This window comes from Streptomyces griseorubiginosus, from assembly GCF_036345115.1.
Classification (GTDB): Bacteria; Actinomycetota; Actinomycetes; order Streptomycetales; family Streptomycetaceae; genus Streptomyces; species Streptomyces griseorubiginosus_C.
This window is the reverse complement of sequence record NZ_CP107766.1, coordinates 2335116-2354961: the sequence shown is the minus strand read 5'-3', so window position 1 is coordinate 2354961 and position 19846 is coordinate 2335116. Positions and strand designations below refer to the sequence as shown.

Here is a 19846-nt window from a genome sequence, read left to right as displayed (position 1 = left end):
ACCCCCCATCCCTGGAGCACGGATGACCGCCGCGCGTGACACCGAGGGGCACCCCGCCCGACGCCCGATTCCGGCGAGGCTGGCGGCCCACCCGTCGGTACGGGCCGTACTCGCCCGACGCGAGGCCGCTGACGTCGTACGGCCGCCCGCGGTGATCGACGCGGAGTGGCTGCACGAGTTGTGTCTCGCGGCCGGTGCGGACGACGCCGCCGCGATCAGCCTGGACCACCCCGACCTGGCCGGTGAGCGGGAGTACGCACAGTCCGCGCTGCCCGGCACCCGCTCCCTGATCGCGATGGCGGTCCGGATGAACCGCGACAACTGCCGTTCTCCGGCCCGCAGCGTGGCCAACCAGGAGTTCCACCAGGCCGACGAACAGGCCAACCATGCCGCCCGCAAGGTCACTCAGGCGCTCCAGGACGCCGGCTACCGGGCGCTCAATCCGTCCGTCGGCTTCCCGCAGGAGATGGACCGCTTCCCCAAGGAGCGGATCTGGGTGGTGGCGCACAAGACCGTCGCGGTGGCCGCCGGGCTCGGGGTGATGGGCCTGCACCGCAACGTCATCCACCCGAAGTTCGGCAGCTTCATTCTGCTCGTGACCGTTCTGGTGGACGCGGAGGTGAGCGCGTACGGGCAGGCCCTCGACTACAACCCCTGCATCGACTGCAAGTTGTGCGTCGCCGCCTGCCCGGTCGGCGCCATCACCAAGGACGGCGCCTTCGACGCCCTGGCCTGCACCACGCACAACTACCGGGAGTTCATGAGCGGGTTCACCGACTGGGCGCAGACCGTGGCCGACAGCGAGGACGCCGCCGACTACCGCTCCCGGGTCAGCGACTCCGAGAACGCCTCGATGTGGCAGAGCCTGTCCTCGCCGCCCGGTTACAAGTCCGGCTACTGCTTGGCCGTATGCCCCGCGGGAGAGGATGTTCTGGGGCCCTACCTGGACGACCGCAGGACGTTCATGGACACCGTGCTGCGTCCGCTCCAGGACAAGAAGGAGACCCTGTACGTCCTGCCCGGCTCGCCCGCCCAGGAGTACGCCCGGCGCCGCTTCCCCCACAAGCCCGTCAAGGAAGTCACCGGCGGCTGGCAGCCCCCGGCGAAACGCTCCGGGTCCGGCGACGGAGAGGGGCGTACGCCGTGAGTGGCGGTCATGTGCCGGCACGACGGCCGGTCGCGTCGGCGGGGCGCTCTGGCCGGTAGCTCTGTCCGGTCACTCAAGCGGGCCATTACTCGGAGTGGCCCCGGTGTGCGTCGCCCTGACGGGGACGGCGGGCGCGCGCACCATCATGGCTCGGCGGCGGCCGTTCCCCCCCGGCCGTCGCCGAGCCCCTCGCCCGGAGCTGCGGAAACCGATCGGTTTTCATTTCGTCCGCTTCGGGTTAACCTCACGGTATGACCACCGAAGTGAAACTGAGCCCCAGGGAGCGACTGCTGGAGGCGGCGGCCACGCTCACCTACCGAGACGGTGTCAACATCGGCGTCGAGGCGCTGTGCAAGGCCGCGGGTGTGTCGAAGCGCTCCATGTACCAGCTGTTCGAGAGCAAGGACGAACTGCTGGCGGTGAGCCTGAAGGAACGTGCCACCGCTTATGCGGCAACCCTCCTTCCGGCGGCGGACGACGGCCGTACCCCCCGCGAGCGCATCCTGCACGTCTTCGATCGGGTGGAGTCGCAGTCGGGTGCGCCCGAGTTCCGGGGATGCCGGTATCTGGCCGTCCAGATCGAGCTCAAGGACCAGGGTCATCCCGCGAGCCGGGTGGCCCACCAGGTCAAGGCGAACCTGACCGCCTTCTTCCGTTCCGAGGCCGAACGGGGCGGCGCCGACGACCCCGACCTGCTGGCCCGACAGCTCAGCCTGGTCTTCGACGGCGCCAGCGCCCGCGCGGGCATCGGAGCCGACAAACTGACCGGCCTCGTCACCCCCACGGTGACGACCCTGCTGGACGCGGGCGGCGTGAGCTGACGCATTCCGCCGGTGCAGCGGGTGTGGCGCAGGCGGTCGGCGCTGCCCCGGAGAGCTTCTCGGTATCCCCCCGTTCCCCCATTCAAGACGCCTGACCTGCCCTTTTACCCGGCCTCGTATAGTTCGACGTGACTCGAGGACGCCAGGAGGCCGACCGTATGAGGATCTCGCAGCGGGCTCGGTCCGTCGCGCCGTTCTATGCCATGGAGTTCGGCAAGCATGCTGCCGCGCTGGAGGCCGAGGGGCATCACGTCGTCAAACTCAGCCTGGGGGAACCGGACTTCGGGGCGCCGCCGGCCGTGATCGAGGCGATGCGGGGCGTCGTGGGCAGTCGGCCCATGAGCTACACCGGGGCGCTCGGGCTGCCCGAACTGCGGCTGGCCATAGCGCGGTTCTACGGTGAGCGGCACGGTGTGGACGTCGATCCGGCCCGGGTCGTCGTGACCGCCGGGGCCTCCGCCGCGCTGGTGCTGGGTGCCGCCGCGCTCGTCGATCCCGGGGACGAGGTGCTCATCGCCGACCCCTCCTACCCCTGCAACCGGCAGATCGCCGAGAGTTTCGGCGCGCGGGTCGGCCTTGTGCCCACCAGCGCCGCGTCGCGGTACCAGCTGGACACCGGGTCGGTGCGGGCGCACTGGACCGACCGCACCCGCGGGATCATGGTCGCCAGCCCCTCCAACCCGACCGGCACCTCCGTACCGGCCGACGAGCTGGCCGCGATCAGCGCGTTCGCCCGGGAGCGGGACGCGTGGCGGATCGTCGACGAGATCTACCTCGACCTCGGCGATCACGACGAGCACGGGCGGCCGCCGCGCAGTGTGCTGTCGTACGACCAGGAAGCCGTGGTCATCAACAGTTTCTCGAAGTACTTCGGGATGACCGGCTGGCGGCTGGGCTGGTGCGTGGTGCCCGAGGCGCTGGTGCCCGCGCTGGAGCGGCTCGCCCAGAACTACATGATCTGCGCCTCCACCCCCGCCCAGCACGCCGCGCTCGCCTGCTTCACTCCCGAGTCGCTCGCCGTGTGCGAGGAGCGGCGGGCCGAGTTCGGGCGGCGGCGGGCGCTCGTCCTCGACGGGCTCGCGCAGATCGGGCTGCCGGTGCCGGTGCCGCCCGACGGCGCCTTCTACGTCTACTTCGACGTCAGCGGCACCGGGCTCACCTCATGGGAGTTCTGCGGACGGGCGCTCCAGGAGGCGCATGTCGCTCTCACGCCGGGCCGGGACTTCGGGGTGGCCACCGCCGAGACCCATGTACGGCTGTCCTACGCGGCCTCGGCCGAGGAGCTGCGCGAGGGCATCGCGCGGCTCGGGAAGTTCGTCGCCACGCTCGGCTAGACAGAGCAAAGGGGCCGGTCCAACCAGGACCGGCCCCTTCTCACTCAGGTGAGGTCGCTCAGACCAGGTCGAAGCGGTCCAGGTTCGAGACCTTGACCCACGCGTCGACGAAGTCCTTCACGAACTTCTCCTTGGCGTCGTCGCTCGCGTAGACCTCGGCGAGGGCGCGCAGCTCGGAGTTGGAGCCGAAGACCAGGTCGGCACGGGTGCCGGTCCACTTCAGCTTGCCGGTCTCCGCGTCCCGGCCCTCGAACGCCGTCTGGTCCTCCGAGGTGGACTTCCACGTCGTGCCCAGGTCGAGCAGGTTGACGAAGAAGTCGTTGGTCAGGACGCCCGGACGGTCGGTGAAGACGCCGTGCGCCGTGCCGCCCTGGTTGGCGCCGAGGACACGCAGACCACCGACGAGGACGGTCATCTCGGGAGCGCTCAGGGTGAGCAGGTTCGCCTTGTCGAGCAGCAGGTACTCGGCCGGCAGGCGGTTGCCCTTGCCGAGGTAGTTGCGGAAGCCGTCCGCGACCGGCTCCAGCGCGGCGAAGGACTCGACGTCGGTGTGCTCCTCCGTCGCGTCCACGCGGCCCGGGGTGAAGGGGACCTCCACCGCGACGCCGGCGTCCTTGGCGGCCTTCTCGACCGCCGCGGCACCCGCGAGGACGATCAGGTCGGCCAGCGAGACCTTCTTGGCACCGGTGTTGAACTCGGCCTGGACGCCCTCCAGGACCCGCAGGACCTGGGCGAGCTGCTCCGGGTCGTTGACCTCCCAGCCGCGCTGCGGCTCCAGGCGGATGCGGGCGCCGTTGGCACCGCCGCGCTTGTCGCTGCCGCGGAAGGTGGACGCCGAGGCCCACGCGGTGGAGACCAGCTGCGAGACCGTGAGGCCGGTCTCCAGGATCTTGACCTTCAGGGCCGCGATGTCGGCGGCGTCGATGGCCTCGCCCTCGGCCTGCGGCAGCGGGTCCTGCCACAGCAGGGTCTCCGCCGGGACCTCCGGGCCGAGGTACAGGGACTTCGGGCCCAGGTCACGGTGGGTCAGCTTGTACCAGGCGCGGGCGAAGGCGTCCGCGAACTGGTCCGGGTTCTCGTGGAAGCGCTTGGAGATCTCGCCGTAGATCGGGTCGAAGCGCAGCGAGAGGTCCGTGGTGAGCATCGTCGGACGGCGCTTCTTCGACGGGTCGTGGGCGTCCGGGATGATCTCCTGCGAGTCCTTGGCCACCCACTGCTTGGCGCCGGCCGGGGACTCGGTGAGCTCCCACTCGTAGCCGAAGAGGATGTCGAAGAAGTCGTTGCTCCACTGGGTCGGCTTGGTGGTCCAGGTGACCTCGAGACCGGAGGTGATGGCGTCGCCGCCCTTGCCGGTGCCGTAGGTGGACTTCCAGCCCAGGCCCTGCTCCTCCATGGAGGCGGCCTCGGGGTCGTTGCCGACGTGGTCGGCGGGACCGGCGCCGTGGGTCTTGCCGAAGGTGTGACCACCGGCGATGAGGGCGACGGTCTCCTCGTCGTTCATCGCCATGCGGCGGAAGGTCTCACGGATGTCGCGGGCCGCGGCCAGCGGGTCCGGGTTGCCGTTGGGGCCCTCGGGGTTGACGTAGATGAGGCCCATCTGCACGGCGCCGAGCGGGTTCTCCAGCTCACGGTCGCCGGTGTAGCGCTGGTCGTCCAGCCAGGTGGTCTCGGGACCCCAGTAGACGTCCTCGTCGGCCTCCCACACGTCGGCGCGGCCGCCGCCGAAGCCGAAGGTCTCGAAGCCCATGGTCTCCAGGGCGACGTTACCGGTGAGGATCATGAGGTCGGCCCAGGAGATGGACTGGCCGTACTTCTTCTTCACGGGCCACAGCAGACGGCGGGCCTTGTCCAGGTTGCCGTTGTCCGGCCAGCTGTTCAGCGGCGCGAAGCGCTGCTGGCCACGGCCGCCACCGCCGCGGCCGTCGCTGATGCGGTAGGTGCCGGCGCTGTGCCAGGCCATGCGGATCATCAGCGGGCCGTAGTTGCCGAAGTCGGCGGGCCACCAGTCCTGCGAGGTGGTGAGCACCTCGGCGATGTCCCGCTTCACGGCGTCCAGGTCGAGGGCCTGGAAGGCCTGGGCGTAGTCGAAGTCCGCGCCGAGCGGGTTCGCGACGACCGGGTCCTTGGCAAGGATCTTGAGGTTCAGGCGCTCCGGCCACCACTGGCGGTTGCCGCCACCCTGTGTCGGGTGCGCGGCACGCCCGTGCGCGACCGGGCAGCCCCCGGTGCCCTCGGGCTGGGAGTCGGTGACGATTGCGTCGTGGTTCTCAGACATGTCAGTCCTTCCGAACTGGGTGGATCACGGTGCTGAAGTAAGCCTTTGGGGGGAGCAGGCGGGGCACAGGCCCCAGTAGATGACCTCGGCCTCGTCGATCGAGAAGCCGCGGTCGTCGGAAGCTGTCAGGCAGGGCGCGTGACCGACGGCACAGTCGACGTCGACGACGGCCCCGCACGACCGGCAGACCAGGTGGTGGTGGTTGTCCCCGACCCGTCCCTCGAACCGGGCAGGACTGCCCGGCGGCTCGAGGCGGCGTACGAGACCCGCCGCGGTGAGCGAGTGCAGAGCCTCGTAGACGGCCTGGAGCGATATGTGGCCCAGACGGTCGCGCACTCCCGTGGCGATCGCGTCGACGGGGAGGTGGTCACCGGCCCGAACGGTCTCGAGCAGTGCGACGCGCGCGGCCGTCACCCGCAGGCCGGCACCGCGCAGCTCATCGGCGGTGTTCGGAAGCTGGGGGGCGGTCATGGCGACCAACCTACCCCCATAAACCTGAATGGTTCAAGAAATGGAACCATTCCAAGTCTGTGTCGCGTCGGATCGGGGCCCCGGACGCGCTCACAAGGGTTCCTTGTCAGGTGTGCGGGCGGTGTAACTCCTGATGAACGGCTCGGGAGACATCTGCGTAATGGGTGTTTCGTACGGTCGACGGAGATCGAACCGGCTGAGCTCAGGAGGCGTGCCCGTGGTGCGGACGGTCTGCTCGTACTGCGGTGTGGGCTGCGGCCTGGTCCTCGACATCGGCATGGGCCCGGACGGACGGCGTACGGTCCTGAAGGCCTCCGGCGACAAGGAGCACCCGGCCAACTTCGGCAAGCTGTGCACCAAGGGCGCGACCACCGCCGACCTGCTCGCCGCTCCCGGCCGGCTGACCACGGCCCTGGTACGCCCCGAGCGGGGCGAGGAACCGGTGCCGCAGGCCGTCGCTACGGCGATCACCGAGACGGCCCGGCGGCTGCGGGAGATCGTCGACGAGCACGGCCCCGACGCGGTCGCGCTCTACGTGTCCGGGCAGATGAGCCTGGAGGCGCAGTACCTGGCGAACAAGCTGGCCAAGGGCTTCCTGCGCACCAACCAGATCGAGTCGAACTCCCGGCTGTGCATGGCCAGCGCCGGCACCGGCTACAAGCTGTCGCTCGGCGCGGACGGTCCGCCCGGCTCGTACCAGGACTTCGAGAAGGCCGACCTCTTCCTCGTCATCGGCTCCAACATGGCCGACTGCCACCCCATCCTCTTCCTGCGCATGATGGAGCGGGTGAAGTCGGCGGGCGCCAAGGTGATCGTCGTCGACCCGCGGCGCACCGCCACCGCCGCGAAGGCCGACCTGTTCCTCCAGATCAAGCCCGGCGCGGACCTCGCTCTGCTGAACGGCCTGCTGCACCTGCTCCACGCCGACGGCGACACCGACCCCGACTTCATCGCCGCCCACACCGAGGGCTGGGAGGCGATGCCGGAGTTCCTCGCCGACTACACGCCCGCCGCGGTCGCCGAGATGACGGGCCTCGCGGAGGAGGACATCCGGGAGGCGGCGCGGCTCATCGGCGCCGCCGGTGAGTGGATGAGCCTGTGGACCATGGGGCTCAACCAGTCCACGCACGGCACCTGGAACACCAACGCCCTGGTGAACCTGCACCTCGCGACGGGCGCGATCTGCCGCCCCGGCAGCGGCCCCTTCTCCCTCACCGGCCAGCCCAACGCGATGGGCGGCCGCGAGATGGGCTACATGGGCCCGGGCCTGCCCGGCCAGCGCTCCGTCCTCGTCGACGACGAGCGCGCCTTCGTCGAGGAGCTCTGGGAGCTGCCCCCGGACACCCTGCGCGCCGACGGCGTCGGCAAGGGCACCGTCGAGCTGTTCCGGAAGATGGCCGACGGCGAGATCAAGGCCTGCTGGATCATCTGCACCAACCCGGTCGCCTCCGTCGCGGGCCGCCGTACCGTCATCGAGGGCCTGGAGGCCGCCGAGTTCGTCGTCACCCAGGACGTCTTCGCCGACACCGAGACCAACGCGTACGCCGACGTCGTGCTGCCCGGCGCGCTGTGGACCGAGGGCGAGGGCGTCTTCGTCAACAGCGAGCGCAACCTCACCCTGACCCCGGCCGTGGCCGACCCGCCCGGCGAGGCCATGGCGGACTGGCGGATCATCGCGGCCGTCGCCCGCGAGATGGGCTACGAGAAGGGCTTCTCGTACGACAGCGCCGAGCAGGTCTTCGAGGAGATCAAGCAGGCCTGGAACCCGAAGACCGGCTGGGACCTGCGCGGCGTCTCCTACGACCGGCTGCGGCGGACGCCGGTGCAGTGGCCCGCGGCGAGCGAGGACGGGCCCGACCGCAACCCGGTCCGGTACGTGGGGGAGGACGGGACGCTCCGCTTCCCCACGGCGAGCGGGCGGGGCGTCTTCTTCGCCCGGCCGCACATCCCGCCGGCCGAGATGCCCGACGACGACTACCCCTTCGTCCTCAACACCGGGCGGCTCCAGCACCAGTGGCACACGCTGACCAAGACGGCCAAGGTGGCGAAGCTGAACAAGCTGAACCCCGGGCCCTTCGTCGAGCTGCATCCCGAGGACGCCTCGGCACTGGGCGTGGTCGACGGCGACTCCGTCGAGGTGGCCTCCCGCCGCGGGCGGGCCGTACTGCCCGCGGTCGTGACGGACCGGGTACGGCCGGGGTGCTGCTTCGCGCCCTTCCACTGGAACGACCTCTTCGGGGAGTACCTCAGCGTCAACGCGGTGACGAGCGACGCGGTGGACCCGCTGTCGTTCCAGCCCGAGTTCAAGGTGTGCGCGGTGTCGCTGACGAAGGTGGCGGTGCCCGTTGCTCTGCGGTCTCCGGGGGTCGGGGGTGCTCCTGTCGAGGTGGCTGCGGTGGCTGGGGGCGCTTCCGTCGGGGCCACGGCCGCGTCCGTCTTCGGTCTCGAACCGGCACCGCCGCCCGTCCTCACCGCACAGGAGCGTCAGTACCTGGTCGGCTTCCTCGCCGGGATCCCGGCGGGATCGCCCGGGGTTCCGGTGCTGCCCCCCGACGCACCCTTCAGCCCCGAGCACGCCCTGTGGGTCAACGGCACCCTCGCCGGGATGTACTCCCGGGCGACGACCACACAGGCGGCCACCACACAGATCTCGGCCACACCCTCCTCTGTCGGCATGCTGCGCCGCGAGGTGGTCATCCTGTGGGCCTCGCAGACCGGCAACGCCGAGGAGTTCGCGGCCGCCACCGCCGAGCGCCTCACCACCGTCGGCCACAGCACCTCCCTGGTCGGCATGGACCAGGCCGACCTCGGCCAACTGCCGCCCGGCGCCGATCTGTTGCTGATCACCAGCACCTTCGGCGACGGCGACGCCCCCGACAACGGCAGCGGCTTCTGGGAGACCCTGGCCGACCCCGGCACCCCCCGGCTGGAGGGCCGGCGGTACGCGGTACTGGCCTTCGGCGACTCGTCGTACGACGACTTCTGCGGGCACGGCCGCCGACTCGACCAGCGCCTCGACGAGTTGGGCGCGCTGCGGCTGGCCCCCCGCACGGACTGCGAACCGGACTTCGAGGACGCGGCACACGGCTGGCTGGACCAGGTCCTGACGGCACTGTCCGACACGGCAGGCTCCGGCCCGGAGGGGGCGGGGTCCGGTGTTTCCCGGTCGGCGCCCCCTCAGGTCCGGCTCACCGCAGCGCCCCTCCGTGGGACGCCCGTCGGCATGGAGCCCGGTTCCGTCGCGAGCCCGCCGGCCGCCCTCCCCGCCACCCCGCCGCCCCGCCCCAGGAAGCCCGCCCCCGTCCTCGCCCGCCTCACCGGCAACGGGCTGCTGAGCCTGCCCGGCGCCGGCAAGGAGGTCCGGCGGTTCACCTTCGACACCCGGGACAGCGAGCCCCCGTTCCTGTACGACGCCGGCGACGCCCTCGGCATCCGTCCGCTCAACTCGGCGGACCTGGTCCAGGAGTGGCTCGCGGTGACCGGCCTCGACGCGTCGGCCGCCGTGGACGTGAACGGCGTGGGCGAGGTTCCGCTCGGCGAGGCGTTCCTGCGGCACCTGGACATCACCAGGATCACCCCCGCCCTGCTCCGCTTCGTCGCCGAACGCACCCGTGACCCACGGGAGTTGAAGAAGCTGCTGCGCCCGGACAACAAGGACGAGCTGGCCAAGTGGGGCTGGGGCCGGCAGGCCGTGGACGTGATCACCGAGTACGGTGTGAAGGCCGCCCCGCAGGACTGGGCGCGGACCCTCGGACGCCTCCAGCCGCGGCTGTACTCCATATCGTCCAGCCCGCTGACCGACCCGCACCTCGTCTCGCTCACCGTCTCCGTCGTGCGCTACGAGAACCTGCGCGGCAAGCCCCGCCAGGGCGTCTGCTCACCCTTCCTGGCCGACGCCGCCGCGGGCACCCCGGTGCCGGTGCACGTCCAGCGCTCCCCGCACTTCCGCCCGCCGGCCGACTCCGCCACGCCGATGGTGATGGTCGGCCCCGGCACCGGCGTCGCCCCCTTCGTCGGCTTCCTGGAACAGCGCCGCGCCCTCGGCCAACGGGGCCCGAACTGGCTGTTCTTCGGCGAACAGCACCGGGCGACCGACTTCTACTACGAGGACGAGCTGAACGCCTTCCTCGCCGACGGGACCCTCACCCGCCTGGACACCGCCTTCTCCCGCGACCAGCGCGCCAAGGTCTACGTCCAGGACCGGATGCGCGAGCACGGCCCGCTGCTGTGGTCCTGGCTCCAGGACGGCGCCCACTTCTACGTGTGCGGGGACGCCTCCCGCATGGCCAAGGACGTCGACGAGGCGCTGCGGGACATCGCGGTCCTTCATGGCGGCCTGGACGAGGCGGGCGCGGCGGCGTACGTGAAGCAGCTCGCCACCGACAAGCGCTATGTGCGGGACGTCTACTGACCGAACCCCCGGGCGGGCACCGGGCCACACATGGGAGGATCGGTCGCCATGAGGGCATCCCCCGCGGTCCGCAGCCTGCGCGCGGCGGTGTTCGCCGCGCTGTGCGTGCTGCTGGCCGCCGGGGGACACACGCTGGCCACCGGCATGGCACCGCCGGTGTGGACACAGGCGGCCGGCTTCGTGCCGGTGTTCGCGGCCGGCTGGCTGCTCGGCGGCCGGGAACGCTCGCTCGGCTCCATCGGCGCCGCGACCCTCTCCTCCCAGGGCGGTCTGCACCTGGCCTTCGGCGCGGCGCACCCCCGCTCGATGAGGACGTCGTACGCCATGGCGATCCCGCACATGTCGGCGACGCACACGTCGATGCCGCACATGTCGGCGACGCACATGTCGGCGACGCACGCGGCGGCGACGCACATGACCATGCAAGGCATGCAGATGACGCACCCCGCGGCACCGCCCCCGCACATCCTCGCCGCGCACGCCATCACCCCCCACGCCACCGCGGCCCACCTCACGGCCGCCCTCCTGCTCACCTGGTGGCTGCGCCGCGGCGAGGCCGCCCTGTGGTCCCTCATGCGGCGGGCGGTCACCCTGCTGCCCGGCCTCGCGGCCTGGTGGCGGGGATACGGCGAGCCGGCCGCCCCGGCCCCCGCACGCCCGGTCCCCGACCAGGGCGCCCGCGCACCCCGCCCCCTCCTGCTCCGCCACACGGTCCACCGGCGCGGACCGCCCACGACGATCCCGTACGCGATCTGACCCCCGCACCCCTTTCCCCAGTACGGAGATCCCTCAGCCATGTCCCGAGCACACACCGCCCTGCGCCGCGCCGGCCTCGGCACCGCCCTCGCCGCCACCGCCGTCCTGACCGCCGCCGGCGTCGCCTCCGCGCACGTCACCGTCCACCCCGAGAGCTACGCCAAGGGCGCCACGGACGGCGCCCTGAGCTTCCGCGTCCCCGACGAGAGCGACACCGCGAGCACCACGAAGGTCCAGCTGTTCCTGCCCACCGACCACCCGCTGCTCGGCGTGCTCGTCTCCCCGCACGACGGCTGGACCGCCAAGGTCACCGACACCAAGCTGAAGACGCCGGTCAAGACGGACGACGGCACGATCACCGACGCGGTCTCCGAGATCACCTGGACCGGCGGAAAGATCGCCCCCGGTCACTACGAGGACTTCGACGTCGCCTTCGGCCAGCTCCCCGACGACACCGCCCAGTTGACCTTCAAGACCCTCCAGACCTACTCCGACGGAAAGGTCGTCCGCTGGATCGAGGAGGCCGCCAAGGGCGACGAGGAACCGGAGAACCCGGCACCGGTCCTCAAGCTCACGGCCGCCACGACCCCGTCGGACACCGCGGCCGCGTCGGGCACCGCGGCCCGGACCGCCTCGAAGACCTCGGCGGCCGCCGCCGAGGCCTCGGCGAGCGACTCCACCGCCCGCGGTCTCGGCGTCGCCGGGCTCGTCGTGGGCGTGCTGGGGCTGGCCGCCGGGGTCTTCGCCGTCCTGCGGGGCCGCCGGACGCGGTGAGCGGGAGCCGGTGGATTTCCGTACCCACAGGTGAAGGACGGTGCCCGGATGGGAGGATGAGGCGCCATGACAGCAGGGTGGGGTGCTCGCACAGTGCGGGCCGCGGTGTTCGCGGCCGTCTGTGTGCTGCTCGCCGCCCTGGGCCACGTCCTCATGTCCGGCGCCTCCGTGCCGACCGGGACACTGGCCGCGGGCCTGGTCGTGACCGGGTGCGCGGGCTGGTGTCTGGCGGGCCGTGAACGCGGCCTGCCGCTGATCGTGACCGTCGTGGTCGCCGCTCAGACGGCTCTGCACTCGGCGTTCTCCCTCGCGCAGTCCGCATCGGCGGCGCAATCCGTACCGACGGCACAGTCCACACCCGCGGCGCCGGGTATGGGTTCGATGCACATGGAGTCCATGCACAGCAGTGGCATGGACTCCATGGACATGGCCCCCATGGGGACCTCGACAGGTGTCGGCGCCCTGTCGTTCTGGCTGCCGTTCGGGATGTACGCCGCCCACCTGCTCGCCGCGCTCCTCACCGGCCTCTGGCTGGCGTACGGCGAGAGGGCCGCGTTCCGCATCCTGCGGGCCGTGGCCGGATGGCTGGCGGCGCCGCTGCGGCTGCTCCTGCTCGCCCTGCCCGTCACCCCGCACCGCCCGCGGCTGCGGGTGCGCCGCCCCCGCTCGCAGCGGGCACCGCGGCTCCTCCTTCTCGGCCATGCGATCACCCATCGGGGTCCGCCCGTGGGGACCGCTGTCGCCTGACGACAGCTGGTGACCCGAGGCGCCCCTGAGCCCCTCGGGCCTCGGTCGTACGTCTCCGCGGGCGCTTGGCGCCCGGCGCCGTACGGCCATCCTCACCGGACCGCCGCGCGCCCCCGTGCCCTCGGAGCGGTCCGGATCACGGCTGACCCGAGAAGGACACCTGGTGATCACTTCCACCCTGCCCGCCCCTGCCGACCTCCGCGCCCGGCGGGAGACCGCCGACGCCTCCGCGACCGCCTGGGCGCTCGCCGCCCGCGCGGGCGACGCCGACGCCGTCGACCACTTCGTGCGCGCCCTGCACCGCGACGTGCTGCGCTATGTCTCCCACCTGTGCGGCGACCCCCAGGCCGTGGACGACCTGGCCCAGGACACCTTCCTGCGGGCGCTCGGCAGTCTGCACCGGTTCGAGGGGCGGTCCTCGGCGCGCGCCTGGGTGCTGTCCATCGCCCGCCGCGCGGTCGTCGACGGCTTCCGGCACGCGGCGGTGCGGCCCCGCCGGTACGACGGTGCCGACTGGCAGGCCGCGGTGGAGCGTGCGCAGCCTCGGGACGTGCTCGGCTTCGACGACGGGATAGTGCTGCTCGATCTGCTGGGGGCGTTGTCCGAGGAGCGGCGGGAGGCGTTCGTGCTCACGCAGATGCTGGGGCTGTCGTACGAGGAGGCGGCTGTGGTGAGCGGGTGTCCGGTGGGGACGGTTCGGTCCCGGGTGGCGCGGGCCAGGGCGGCGCTGACGGAACTGGTGGTCTGAGGTCCGTCGGCGGCCGCGGCGCCGTCGTGGCCGGTCGCGCCCGGGCGGCGGTAGCCGCACGTTCACCACAGCCCCGCGCCCCTAAAGGCGATTCCGGCGCCGCCTGTTCTGTATCAGCCCGGCCGCTGCCAGGCCCGCCGAGCCTGCGCCGGCCAGAGCCAGTGCCCTCGCCCTCCGACTCGGCGGCGCCGGCCTCGCCCCCGGCGCCACCCCGTACGCGCTGCCCGGCGCCCCCGGCATCGCGCTCGCCAGCAGTTCCGCGAGGTGGACCGCCTCGTGGCCGCCGCTGTCGAACTCGTGGATCTGGGTGCGGCAGCTGAAGCCGTCCGCCAGGACCACCGTCTCTGGGGGCTCCTCCCGCAGGCGTGGGAGGAGCACCCGCTCCGCGCAGGCCTCGCTGACCTCCAGATGGCCCGGTTCGAAGCCGAAGTTGCCGGCGAGGCCGCAGCAGCCGGAGTCGAGTCGCTCGGCGTCCACACCCGCGCGGTGCAGGAGTTCTTGGTCGGCCTGCCAGTCCAGGACCGCGTGCTGGTGGCAGTGGACCTGGGCGAGGGCCTTCGCGGAGCGTTCCGGGACGTGCGGGGGCTCGTAGCCGGGGGAGTGCTCGGTGAGCAGCTCGGCGAGCGTCACCGTCCGGTCGCGCAGCCGCCGTACGTCCTGGTCGCCGGGGAACATCTCCGGCGCGTCCGAGCGGAACACGGCCGTGCAGCTCGGCTCCAGGCCGACCACCAGACCGCCCGCCCGGACATGCTCGGCGAGACTGCGCACGGTCCGTCCCAACACCCGCTCAGCTGGCGGGTTCGGGGCCGAACCGCAGTCCGGTCGGGGCGAGTTGGCGGTTGAGCTGGTCGAGGACGATCCCGGGTTGCACGACACAGGTGCGGGCGGTCTCGTCCACGGACTCCACGCGGTCGCAGTACTTCGACCAGTCGATCACCACGGCCGTGTTGGTGCACTGTCCCGCCAGGCTGGTGCCGCCGCCCCGGGACAGCACCGGCGCGTCGTGCTCGCGGGCCACGGCCAGCGCCTCCGCGGCCGCCTCGGGGGTTTGGGGCAGGACCACGCCGATCGGGGTCTGGCGGAAGTTCGAGGCGTCGGTCGAGTATGCGGCCCGGCTGCCCGCGTCGAAGCGGACCTCGCCGTCGACCCTCTCGCGCAGCGCGCGTTCCAGGGCCGCGGTGTCCCGCGGGGGCGCGGCGGGCCGTCGTACGGCGGGAACGGGCAGGTCGGAGGTCGTCATGGCCCCCTCCTTCGGTCGCGGCGCGGGCACCGGCCGGGTACCCGCGACCGCACCGACGACTACTCCGGCCCGGCCTCCCCGGCGAGCTCCGGCATCAGCGCGCACAGCGCCTCGCGCTGGTCGGGGCCCATGAACCGGGCCAGGGCCGCCTTGACCGTCTCGGCGAGGGTGCCGGACGCGCCCTCGAGGAGGTTCCGCGCCTTCTCGGTGAGGGCCACCTCGACGCCCCGCTTGTCGCCGCAGACCGACTTCCGGGTGACGAGACCGGCGTGCTGGAGACAGGCGATCTGGTAGGTGAGGCGGGTCTTGGGGCGGCCCAGCAGTTCGGCGATCCGCGTCATGCGCTGGCCTTCGCGGGGGCCGGTGGCCAGCAGGCACAGGACCAGGAACTCGTCGTGCGAGACGTCGAGCCGTTCCTTGACCACGCCGCGCAGCTCCTGCTCCACGGCTCCGGTCGCCGCCAGCATCAGCATCCAGGCGTGCAGCTCGGCGGGCAGGAGTCCGTCACCTGCGGCGGAGGGACAGTCGGAGTGGTCGGCCATGGATTCGATTCTACCCGTTGTCCAAATTTGAATAATCGGCTAGCGTGCTGTCATCCAAATTTGGACTACCTGAGTGAGGAACCATGTCCGTCGCCGTCGAAACCGGAACCTGGCAGCTCGACCGGACCGCCACCACCGTCGCCCTTAAGCACAAGACGATGTGGGGCCTGGTCACGGTCAAGGGCGCCTTCACCACCGTGGACGGTCAGGGCGAGGTACGGGCCGACGGGTCCGCCGTCGGCACCGTGACCCTGGACGCCGCCTCCCTCGACACCAAGAACGCCAAGCGCGACGAGCACCTGCGCGGCTCCGACTTCTTCGACGTCGCGAACCACCCCGAGATCACCTTCGCGGTGCGCAGCGCGGAACTGCGCGACGGCGACCAGGTGCACGTGATAGGCCAGCTCACCGTGCGCGGCATCAGCCGCCCCCAGTCCTTCACCGGCCGGATCAGCGACGCGAGCGCCGACGCGGTCACGGTGAACGCCGAGTTCTCGGTCGACCGCGACCAGTTCGGCCTGGGCTGGAACCAGCTGGGCATGATCCGCGGCTTGACCACGGTCAACGCCACGCTCCGCTTCAAGCGGTCGGCAGCGTGAGGTAGGCGCTCGACAGCGTCTGCGGCGAGGACGTGAACACGCGCAGCCGGACCCGCTGGTGCTGGTGCGGCAGCGCGTACGTCCCCTCGGGCGGCCGTAGTTCGTAGACGGCCGTGGCGTGGGCGGGCAGCGTCGCCGGACCCCGCAGCACCGAGAAGTACGGGTACATGCCCTGGCCCCGGGTGAGGGTGAAGTGGGGCGCGAGCGCCTCGTCGGCCGTGTTGGTGACCCGGAGCGTCAGCCTGGAGAGCGAGCGGGCGTCATGACGGACCCCGGCTACCTCCAGGCGCAGGGGCGGTGAGCCGGTGGCCGCCAGCGCCGCGCTCGCCAGGGCCGGGCTCAGCAGCAGCACGGCCGCGGCGATCCGCGCGGGACGCCGTGCCGCCCCGCCGAGCCGCCGCCCGAACGGCTGCCAGGCCCCCGCGAACTCCGCCGCGGGCGCGGTGACCGCCGCCGCCAGCCACAACGGGGTCATCATCAGGTAGTAGCCGTCCTGCGAACGCGTCGCCAGCCAGAACGCCAGCCACGGCAGCACGGTCGCCGCCGGACCGAGCCGACGCACGAACAGCACGAACAGCACCAGCAGACCGACGAGCAGCAGCACACTGGCGTACCCGTACCAGTCGAGCCGGTCGCTGCCGTTCGTGAGGTACAGCGACACACCCACCAGACCCTGGCCGTGCAGCACCGCGCCCTGGATCAGCGGCAGCACGATGCCCTTCAGCCACGCGACCGGCCGGCTCACGACGAAATACGTGTTGATCAGCAGCCATACGCCGGCGGCGACCCCGGCGAGCCGCAGCACCACCAGGCCCGCCGCCCGCGCGCCGAGCTCCCCGCGCCGCACGGCGTGGATCCCGGCCAGCAGGAACGGCGCGAGGAACCACGGCAGTTGCTGCGCCGCGCACGCCGCGCCCAGACAGGCCGCCTGCGCCACCCCGGCGGCACCCAGCCGCCCGCCCCGCCCGATCCGGGGCCAGCGCACCACCACCGGGATCATCAGGGCCAGCGCCAGGATCGCCGGGTAGCCGAGACGGGCGTACATGGTGAGCATCGAGAACCCCAGGCACGCCATGGTCGCCGCCGACCGCCACGGCACGGGCAGCAGCCACCACAGCACCACCGTGCCGACGAGCAGCGCGCCCGTGCTCATCGCTATGGCGGGCAGGCTGCCGTGCCCGAGCCACAGCAGGGGAGCGGTGAGCAGCGGGGCGAGCGGGGGATAGCCGTACGTGTAGTCGTAGCCGCCCGTGACCGTGGGGGTGAGCGCGATGCCCTTGCCACCGAAGAGCCAGGGCCAGGGACGGCCGTAGATCCCGTGTCCGGCGACCAGGTCGCGCGCGGCCTGGGTGGTGAGGACGGACTCGTCGGAGCCGCGGTGGAACAGGACGAACGCGCACAGGGCCAGCGTCAGACCGGTCACCAGGACGCACAGGTCCACGCGGGCCAGGGACCGTCGCTCGCGCACCACCAGGGCCAGCGCGCCGCACACCAGGATCGAGGCGTAGCAGACCGAGATGACCGCGGCCACGGCGAGCCGGTGGGTGGCCGCCTGGGTCCACACCTCGCGGGTGCCGATGAGGAGGCTGACGTCCGCGAGCACCGTCAGGACGCGATGCCACTGCGTGGGGGGTTCAGGCTCGGCGGACACCGCCGGCCGGGTGGCCCGGCCGGGTGCCGACAGCTGAGTATCTGCCAGGAACACGGCATCGGACGCTAATCGGACCCGGTGAGCGGGGTGCGGTCGGAGGCCAAGAGTCCGGTGTGAGGCGGGTAAGACCCCTTTCGTCACGATGGGCGGGGGCACCGGGGGCCGCCGGGGCGGTCGCGGACCGTGTCGCTGTTGGGCCGAACGGGTGACTTGGCGTAAGAATTGGCCGGTGCAGGCAATGAAGGCGAGTCGGAGCGGGGGGAGCCGGTGAACAGGTACGACGTCACCGATGAACAGTGGGAGGGGCTCGCCCAGGTCGTTCCGTTGCGAGGACGGGACGCGTGGCCGTCCGCGGTCGACCACCGGTCCGTGCCGGAGGCCGAGACCGAGGCCCGGCGCCGTTTCGTCGTCCTGCGGATCAACGTCTTCGCGGACGCCCGGGAGGTCGCCGAGACCCTCATGGCGGGCATCCCGGTCCTCCTCGACCTCACCGGCGCGGAGACGGACGTCGCCAAACGCGTCCTCGACTTCAGCACGGGCGTCGTCTTCGGCCTGGCCAGCGGGATGCACCGGGTGGACCGGAACGTCTTCCTGCTGACGCCGGCCGGGACCGAGGTGACGGGGTTGATGGAGGGGGCGGGGATGCCGGGGGTGTAGCCCGGCGGGTGTGGGAGGGGGCGGCGCGTGGCCCTCCCGGTTCGTACCGGCGCGTGGCCTGTTCGCTCGATCGTAGGAAGGTCGTCGAGGAGGAACGGTTCGTCCGCGGGCGGAGTCCTACCGTCCGGATATGCGCGTGCCCCCCACCTCCTCCGTCGTCCCGGCCCAGTCGCCCTCCCCGTTCGCGGAGCCGGCGCAGGAGGCCGTGCGGCGTCCCGACCGGCCCTGTCTCACCGAGCTCCGGCTCTCCGCGTACGCCAACCACCGCCGGGCCGGATTACCGATCGGGCCGCTGACCCTGTTCACCGGCCCCAGCGGCAGCGGCAAGACCAGCGCGCTCCGGGCCTACGAGGCCCTCGCGCGGCTCGGCGGCGGCGCGAGCCTCGTCGAGGCGTTCCCCGACCCCGTCGCCTGCGTCCCCGACCGCGCCCGCCCCGACGCCCAGCGCCGCCGGGGCTTCCGGATCGGCTGCACCGCCGACGGCCCCGAAGGGCCGGTCCGCCTCGACGTCGCCGTCCAGGCCGAGCCCCAACTGCGCATCGTGGGCGAGCGGTTGACGTCCGGCGGGCTCGTCCTCCTGGAGACCGCCCTGCGCGACCCCGCCCGCCGCGCCGTCCAGGCCGCCTGGCACACCGCGGGCTCCGCCCCGGTCACCCGCGCCCCGCTCCCCGACGACCAACTCGGCACCGCCCTGCTGCCGTTGCGGGTGGCGGGCAAGACGGACGGACAGCGGCGCGTCCTCGCCGCCGCCGAACAGATGGTCGTCGCCCTGCGCTCCGTCTTCGGCTGCGACCCACGCCCCGGCCGCATGCGCCTGCCCGTCCGGACCGGCTCCGGACGCCTGCTGGGCGGCTGCGACAACCTCGCCGACGTCCTGTGGCGCACCCGCGCCGAGTGCGGCCGACGGCACGCGCAACTCGTCGCCGCGGTGCGCGCCGGATGCGCGGGGCCCGTCGCCGACGTTCTCGCCGAGCCCGTGCTCACCGGGGCGGTCCGGGCCCTGTTCGACCGTGGGGACGGCAGCCGTACGGAGCTGGGGCGGCTGGGGGACGGCGAGTTGAGGTACCTCGCCCTGGCGCTCGTGCTGCTCACCGGGCCCGGCGTGCTGGAGGTCGACCCGGCCGGCGAGGTGCCGGCGGCCCTGCAGACCCTCACCGTCCTCGCCGACAACCTCGACCGCGGACTGGACGTACGGCAGCGGGCCGAACTGCTCCAACTGGCCCTGCGGATGTGCGCACGCGGACACATCCGGCTCGTCGGCGCGGTGAGCGACGCCTCGTGGGCCGCCGGGACGGACGGCGTCACGGTGGTACACCTGGAGCCGTGACAGAACCTCTCGACGTGGCTGCCCTGCAACGCCGGCTGGCCGAATTCGCGGCGGCCCGCGACTGGCAGCCCTACCACACCCCCAAGAACCTCGTCTCCGCGCTCAGTGTGGAGGCCTCCGAACTGGTCGAGATCTTCCAGTGGTTGACGCCCGAGCAGTCGGCGCGGGTCATGGAGGACCCCGACACCGCGCACCGCGTCACGGACGAGATCGCCGACGTGCTCGCGTATCTGCTCCAGCTGTGCGAGGTCCTCGGAGTCGATCCCCTGGCCGCGCTGTCCGCGAAGATCGACCGCAACGAGCAACGGTTTCCCGCGCCGTGAGGAGCGATCCACTCCTCTTTCAC

Annotated in this window: 18 protein-coding genes; 12 read left to right on the top strand and 6 right to left on the bottom strand. The window is 72.2% G+C overall.

The window, feature by feature from the left end; all coding sequences use genetic code 11:
• Positions 1 to 22 precede the first annotated feature (22 nt).
• The 3 genes from OHN19_RS10495 to OHN19_RS10485 all read left to right on the top strand — a co-directional run bounded on the left by OHN19_RS10495 (position 23) and on the right by OHN19_RS10485 (position 3302).
• The gene (locus tag OHN19_RS10495) at positions 23 to 1147 is read left to right on the top strand and encodes a 4Fe-4S binding protein (RefSeq protein ID WP_330263933.1); all 1125 of its coding nucleotides are present in this window, start codon (positions 23 to 25) and stop codon (positions 1145 to 1147) included.
• A gap of 251 nt (positions 1148 to 1398) precedes the next feature.
• Positions 1399 to 1968 (top strand): TetR/AcrR family transcriptional regulator, encoded by a 570-nt coding sequence (locus tag OHN19_RS10490; RefSeq protein WP_330263932.1) that lies wholly within the window; start codon positions 1399 to 1401, stop codon positions 1966 to 1968.
• 158 nt (positions 1969 to 2126) lie between these two features.
• Positions 2127 to 3302: a pyridoxal phosphate-dependent aminotransferase gene (locus OHN19_RS10485; protein ID WP_330263931.1), complete on the top strand. Its 1176-nt coding sequence runs from the start codon at positions 2127 to 2129 to the stop codon at positions 3300 to 3302.
• Positions 3303 to 3360: 58 nt separating this feature from the next.
• On the opposite strand, the gene katG is transcribed toward OHN19_RS10485, so the two are convergent.
• Positions 3361 to 5577: a catalase/peroxidase HPI gene (katG, locus tag OHN19_RS10480; protein WP_330263930.1), complete on the bottom strand. Its 2217-nt coding sequence runs from the start codon at positions 5575 to 5577 to the stop codon at positions 3361 to 3363.
• Positions 5578 to 5601: 24 nt separating this feature from the next.
• Positions 5602 to 6048: a Fur family transcriptional regulator gene (locus tag OHN19_RS10475; protein ID WP_330263929.1), complete on the bottom strand. Its 447-nt coding sequence runs from the start codon at positions 6046 to 6048 to the stop codon at positions 5602 to 5604.
• Positions 6049 to 6208: 160 nt separating this feature from the next.
• On the opposite strand from OHN19_RS10475, the gene OHN19_RS10470 reads away from it, so the two are divergent.
• The 5 genes from OHN19_RS10470 to OHN19_RS10450 all read left to right on the top strand — a co-directional run bounded on the left by OHN19_RS10470 (position 6209) and on the right by OHN19_RS10450 (position 13484).
• Positions 6209 to 10459 (top strand): molybdopterin-dependent oxidoreductase, encoded by a 4251-nt coding sequence (locus OHN19_RS10470; protein ID WP_419249515.1) that lies wholly within the window; start codon positions 6209 to 6211, stop codon positions 10457 to 10459.
• A gap of 48 nt (positions 10460 to 10507) precedes the next feature.
• Positions 10508 to 11215: a hypothetical protein gene (locus OHN19_RS10465; protein WP_330263928.1), complete on the top strand. Its 708-nt coding sequence runs from the start codon at positions 10508 to 10510 to the stop codon at positions 11213 to 11215.
• A 39-nt stretch (positions 11216 to 11254) separates the two neighbouring features.
• Positions 11255 to 11989, top strand: a complete 735-nt coding sequence (locus OHN19_RS10460) for a YcnI family protein (RefSeq protein ID WP_330263927.1) — start codon at positions 11255 to 11257, stop codon at positions 11987 to 11989.
• Between the two features lie 66 nt (positions 11990 to 12055).
• The gene (locus tag OHN19_RS10455; protein ID WP_330263926.1) at positions 12056 to 12736 is read left to right on the top strand and encodes a hypothetical protein; all 681 of its coding nucleotides are present in this window, start codon (positions 12056 to 12058) and stop codon (positions 12734 to 12736) included.
• 163 nt (positions 12737 to 12899) lie between these two features.
• Positions 12900 to 13484, top strand: a complete 585-nt coding sequence (locus tag OHN19_RS10450; RefSeq protein WP_330263925.1) for a sigma-70 family RNA polymerase sigma factor — start codon at positions 12900 to 12902, stop codon at positions 13482 to 13484.
• A gap of 81 nt (positions 13485 to 13565) precedes the next feature.
• Here OHN19_RS10450 and OHN19_RS10445 read toward each other — a convergent pair whose 3' ends face one another.
• The 3 genes from OHN19_RS10445 to OHN19_RS10435 are packed head-to-tail and all read right to left on the bottom strand — an operon-like array spanning position 13566 to position 15266.
• Positions 13566 to 14252, bottom strand: a complete 687-nt coding sequence (locus OHN19_RS10445) for a (Fe-S)-binding protein (RefSeq protein WP_330263924.1) — start codon at positions 14250 to 14252, stop codon at positions 13566 to 13568.
• Positions 14253 to 14271: 19 nt separating this feature from the next.
• Positions 14272 to 14724 carry an FAD-dependent oxidoreductase gene (locus tag OHN19_RS10440; RefSeq protein WP_330263923.1) on the bottom strand — a complete coding sequence of 151 codons (453 nt, stop codon included), beginning with the start codon at positions 14722 to 14724 and terminating at the stop codon, positions 14272 to 14274.
• A 59-nt stretch (positions 14725 to 14783) separates the two neighbouring features.
• A complete protein-coding gene (locus OHN19_RS10435) occupies positions 14784 to 15266 on the bottom strand; it encodes a MarR family winged helix-turn-helix transcriptional regulator (protein WP_330263922.1) in 483 nt (160 codons plus the stop codon).
• Positions 15267 to 15349: 83 nt separating this feature from the next.
• On the opposite strand from OHN19_RS10435, the gene OHN19_RS10430 reads away from it, so the two are divergent.
• Complete coding sequence (locus OHN19_RS10430) at positions 15350 to 15865, top strand: YceI family protein (RefSeq protein WP_330263921.1); 516 nt, start codon at positions 15350 to 15352, stop codon at positions 15863 to 15865.
• Here OHN19_RS10430 and OHN19_RS10425 read toward each other — a convergent pair.
• Positions 15846 to 17516, bottom strand: a complete 1671-nt coding sequence (locus tag OHN19_RS10425; protein WP_330269578.1) for a hypothetical protein — start codon at positions 17514 to 17516, stop codon at positions 15846 to 15848. The genes OHN19_RS10430 and OHN19_RS10425 overlap by 20 nt on opposite strands.
• Positions 17517 to 17783: 267 nt before the next feature.
• On the opposite strand from OHN19_RS10425, the gene OHN19_RS10420 reads away from it, so the two are divergent.
• The 3 genes from OHN19_RS10420 to OHN19_RS10410 all read left to right on the top strand — a co-directional run bounded on the left by OHN19_RS10420 (position 17784) and on the right by OHN19_RS10410 (position 19823).
• Entirely contained in the window at positions 17784 to 18173 is a 390-nt protein-coding gene (locus OHN19_RS10420) for a cell division protein SepF (RefSeq protein WP_330263920.1), read from the top strand.
• Positions 18174 to 18303: 130 nt separating this feature from the next.
• Positions 18304 to 19500, top strand: coding sequence for an ATP-binding protein (locus OHN19_RS10415; RefSeq protein WP_330263919.1), 1197 nt, complete (start codon positions 18304 to 18306; stop codon positions 19498 to 19500).
• Positions 19497 to 19823 carry a nucleotide pyrophosphohydrolase gene (locus OHN19_RS10410; RefSeq protein WP_330263918.1) on the top strand — a complete coding sequence of 109 codons (327 nt, stop codon included), beginning with the start codon at positions 19497 to 19499 and terminating at the stop codon, positions 19821 to 19823. Before OHN19_RS10415 ends, OHN19_RS10410 begins: the two co-directional genes overlap by 4 nt.
• Positions 19824 to 19846 lie beyond the last annotated feature (23 nt).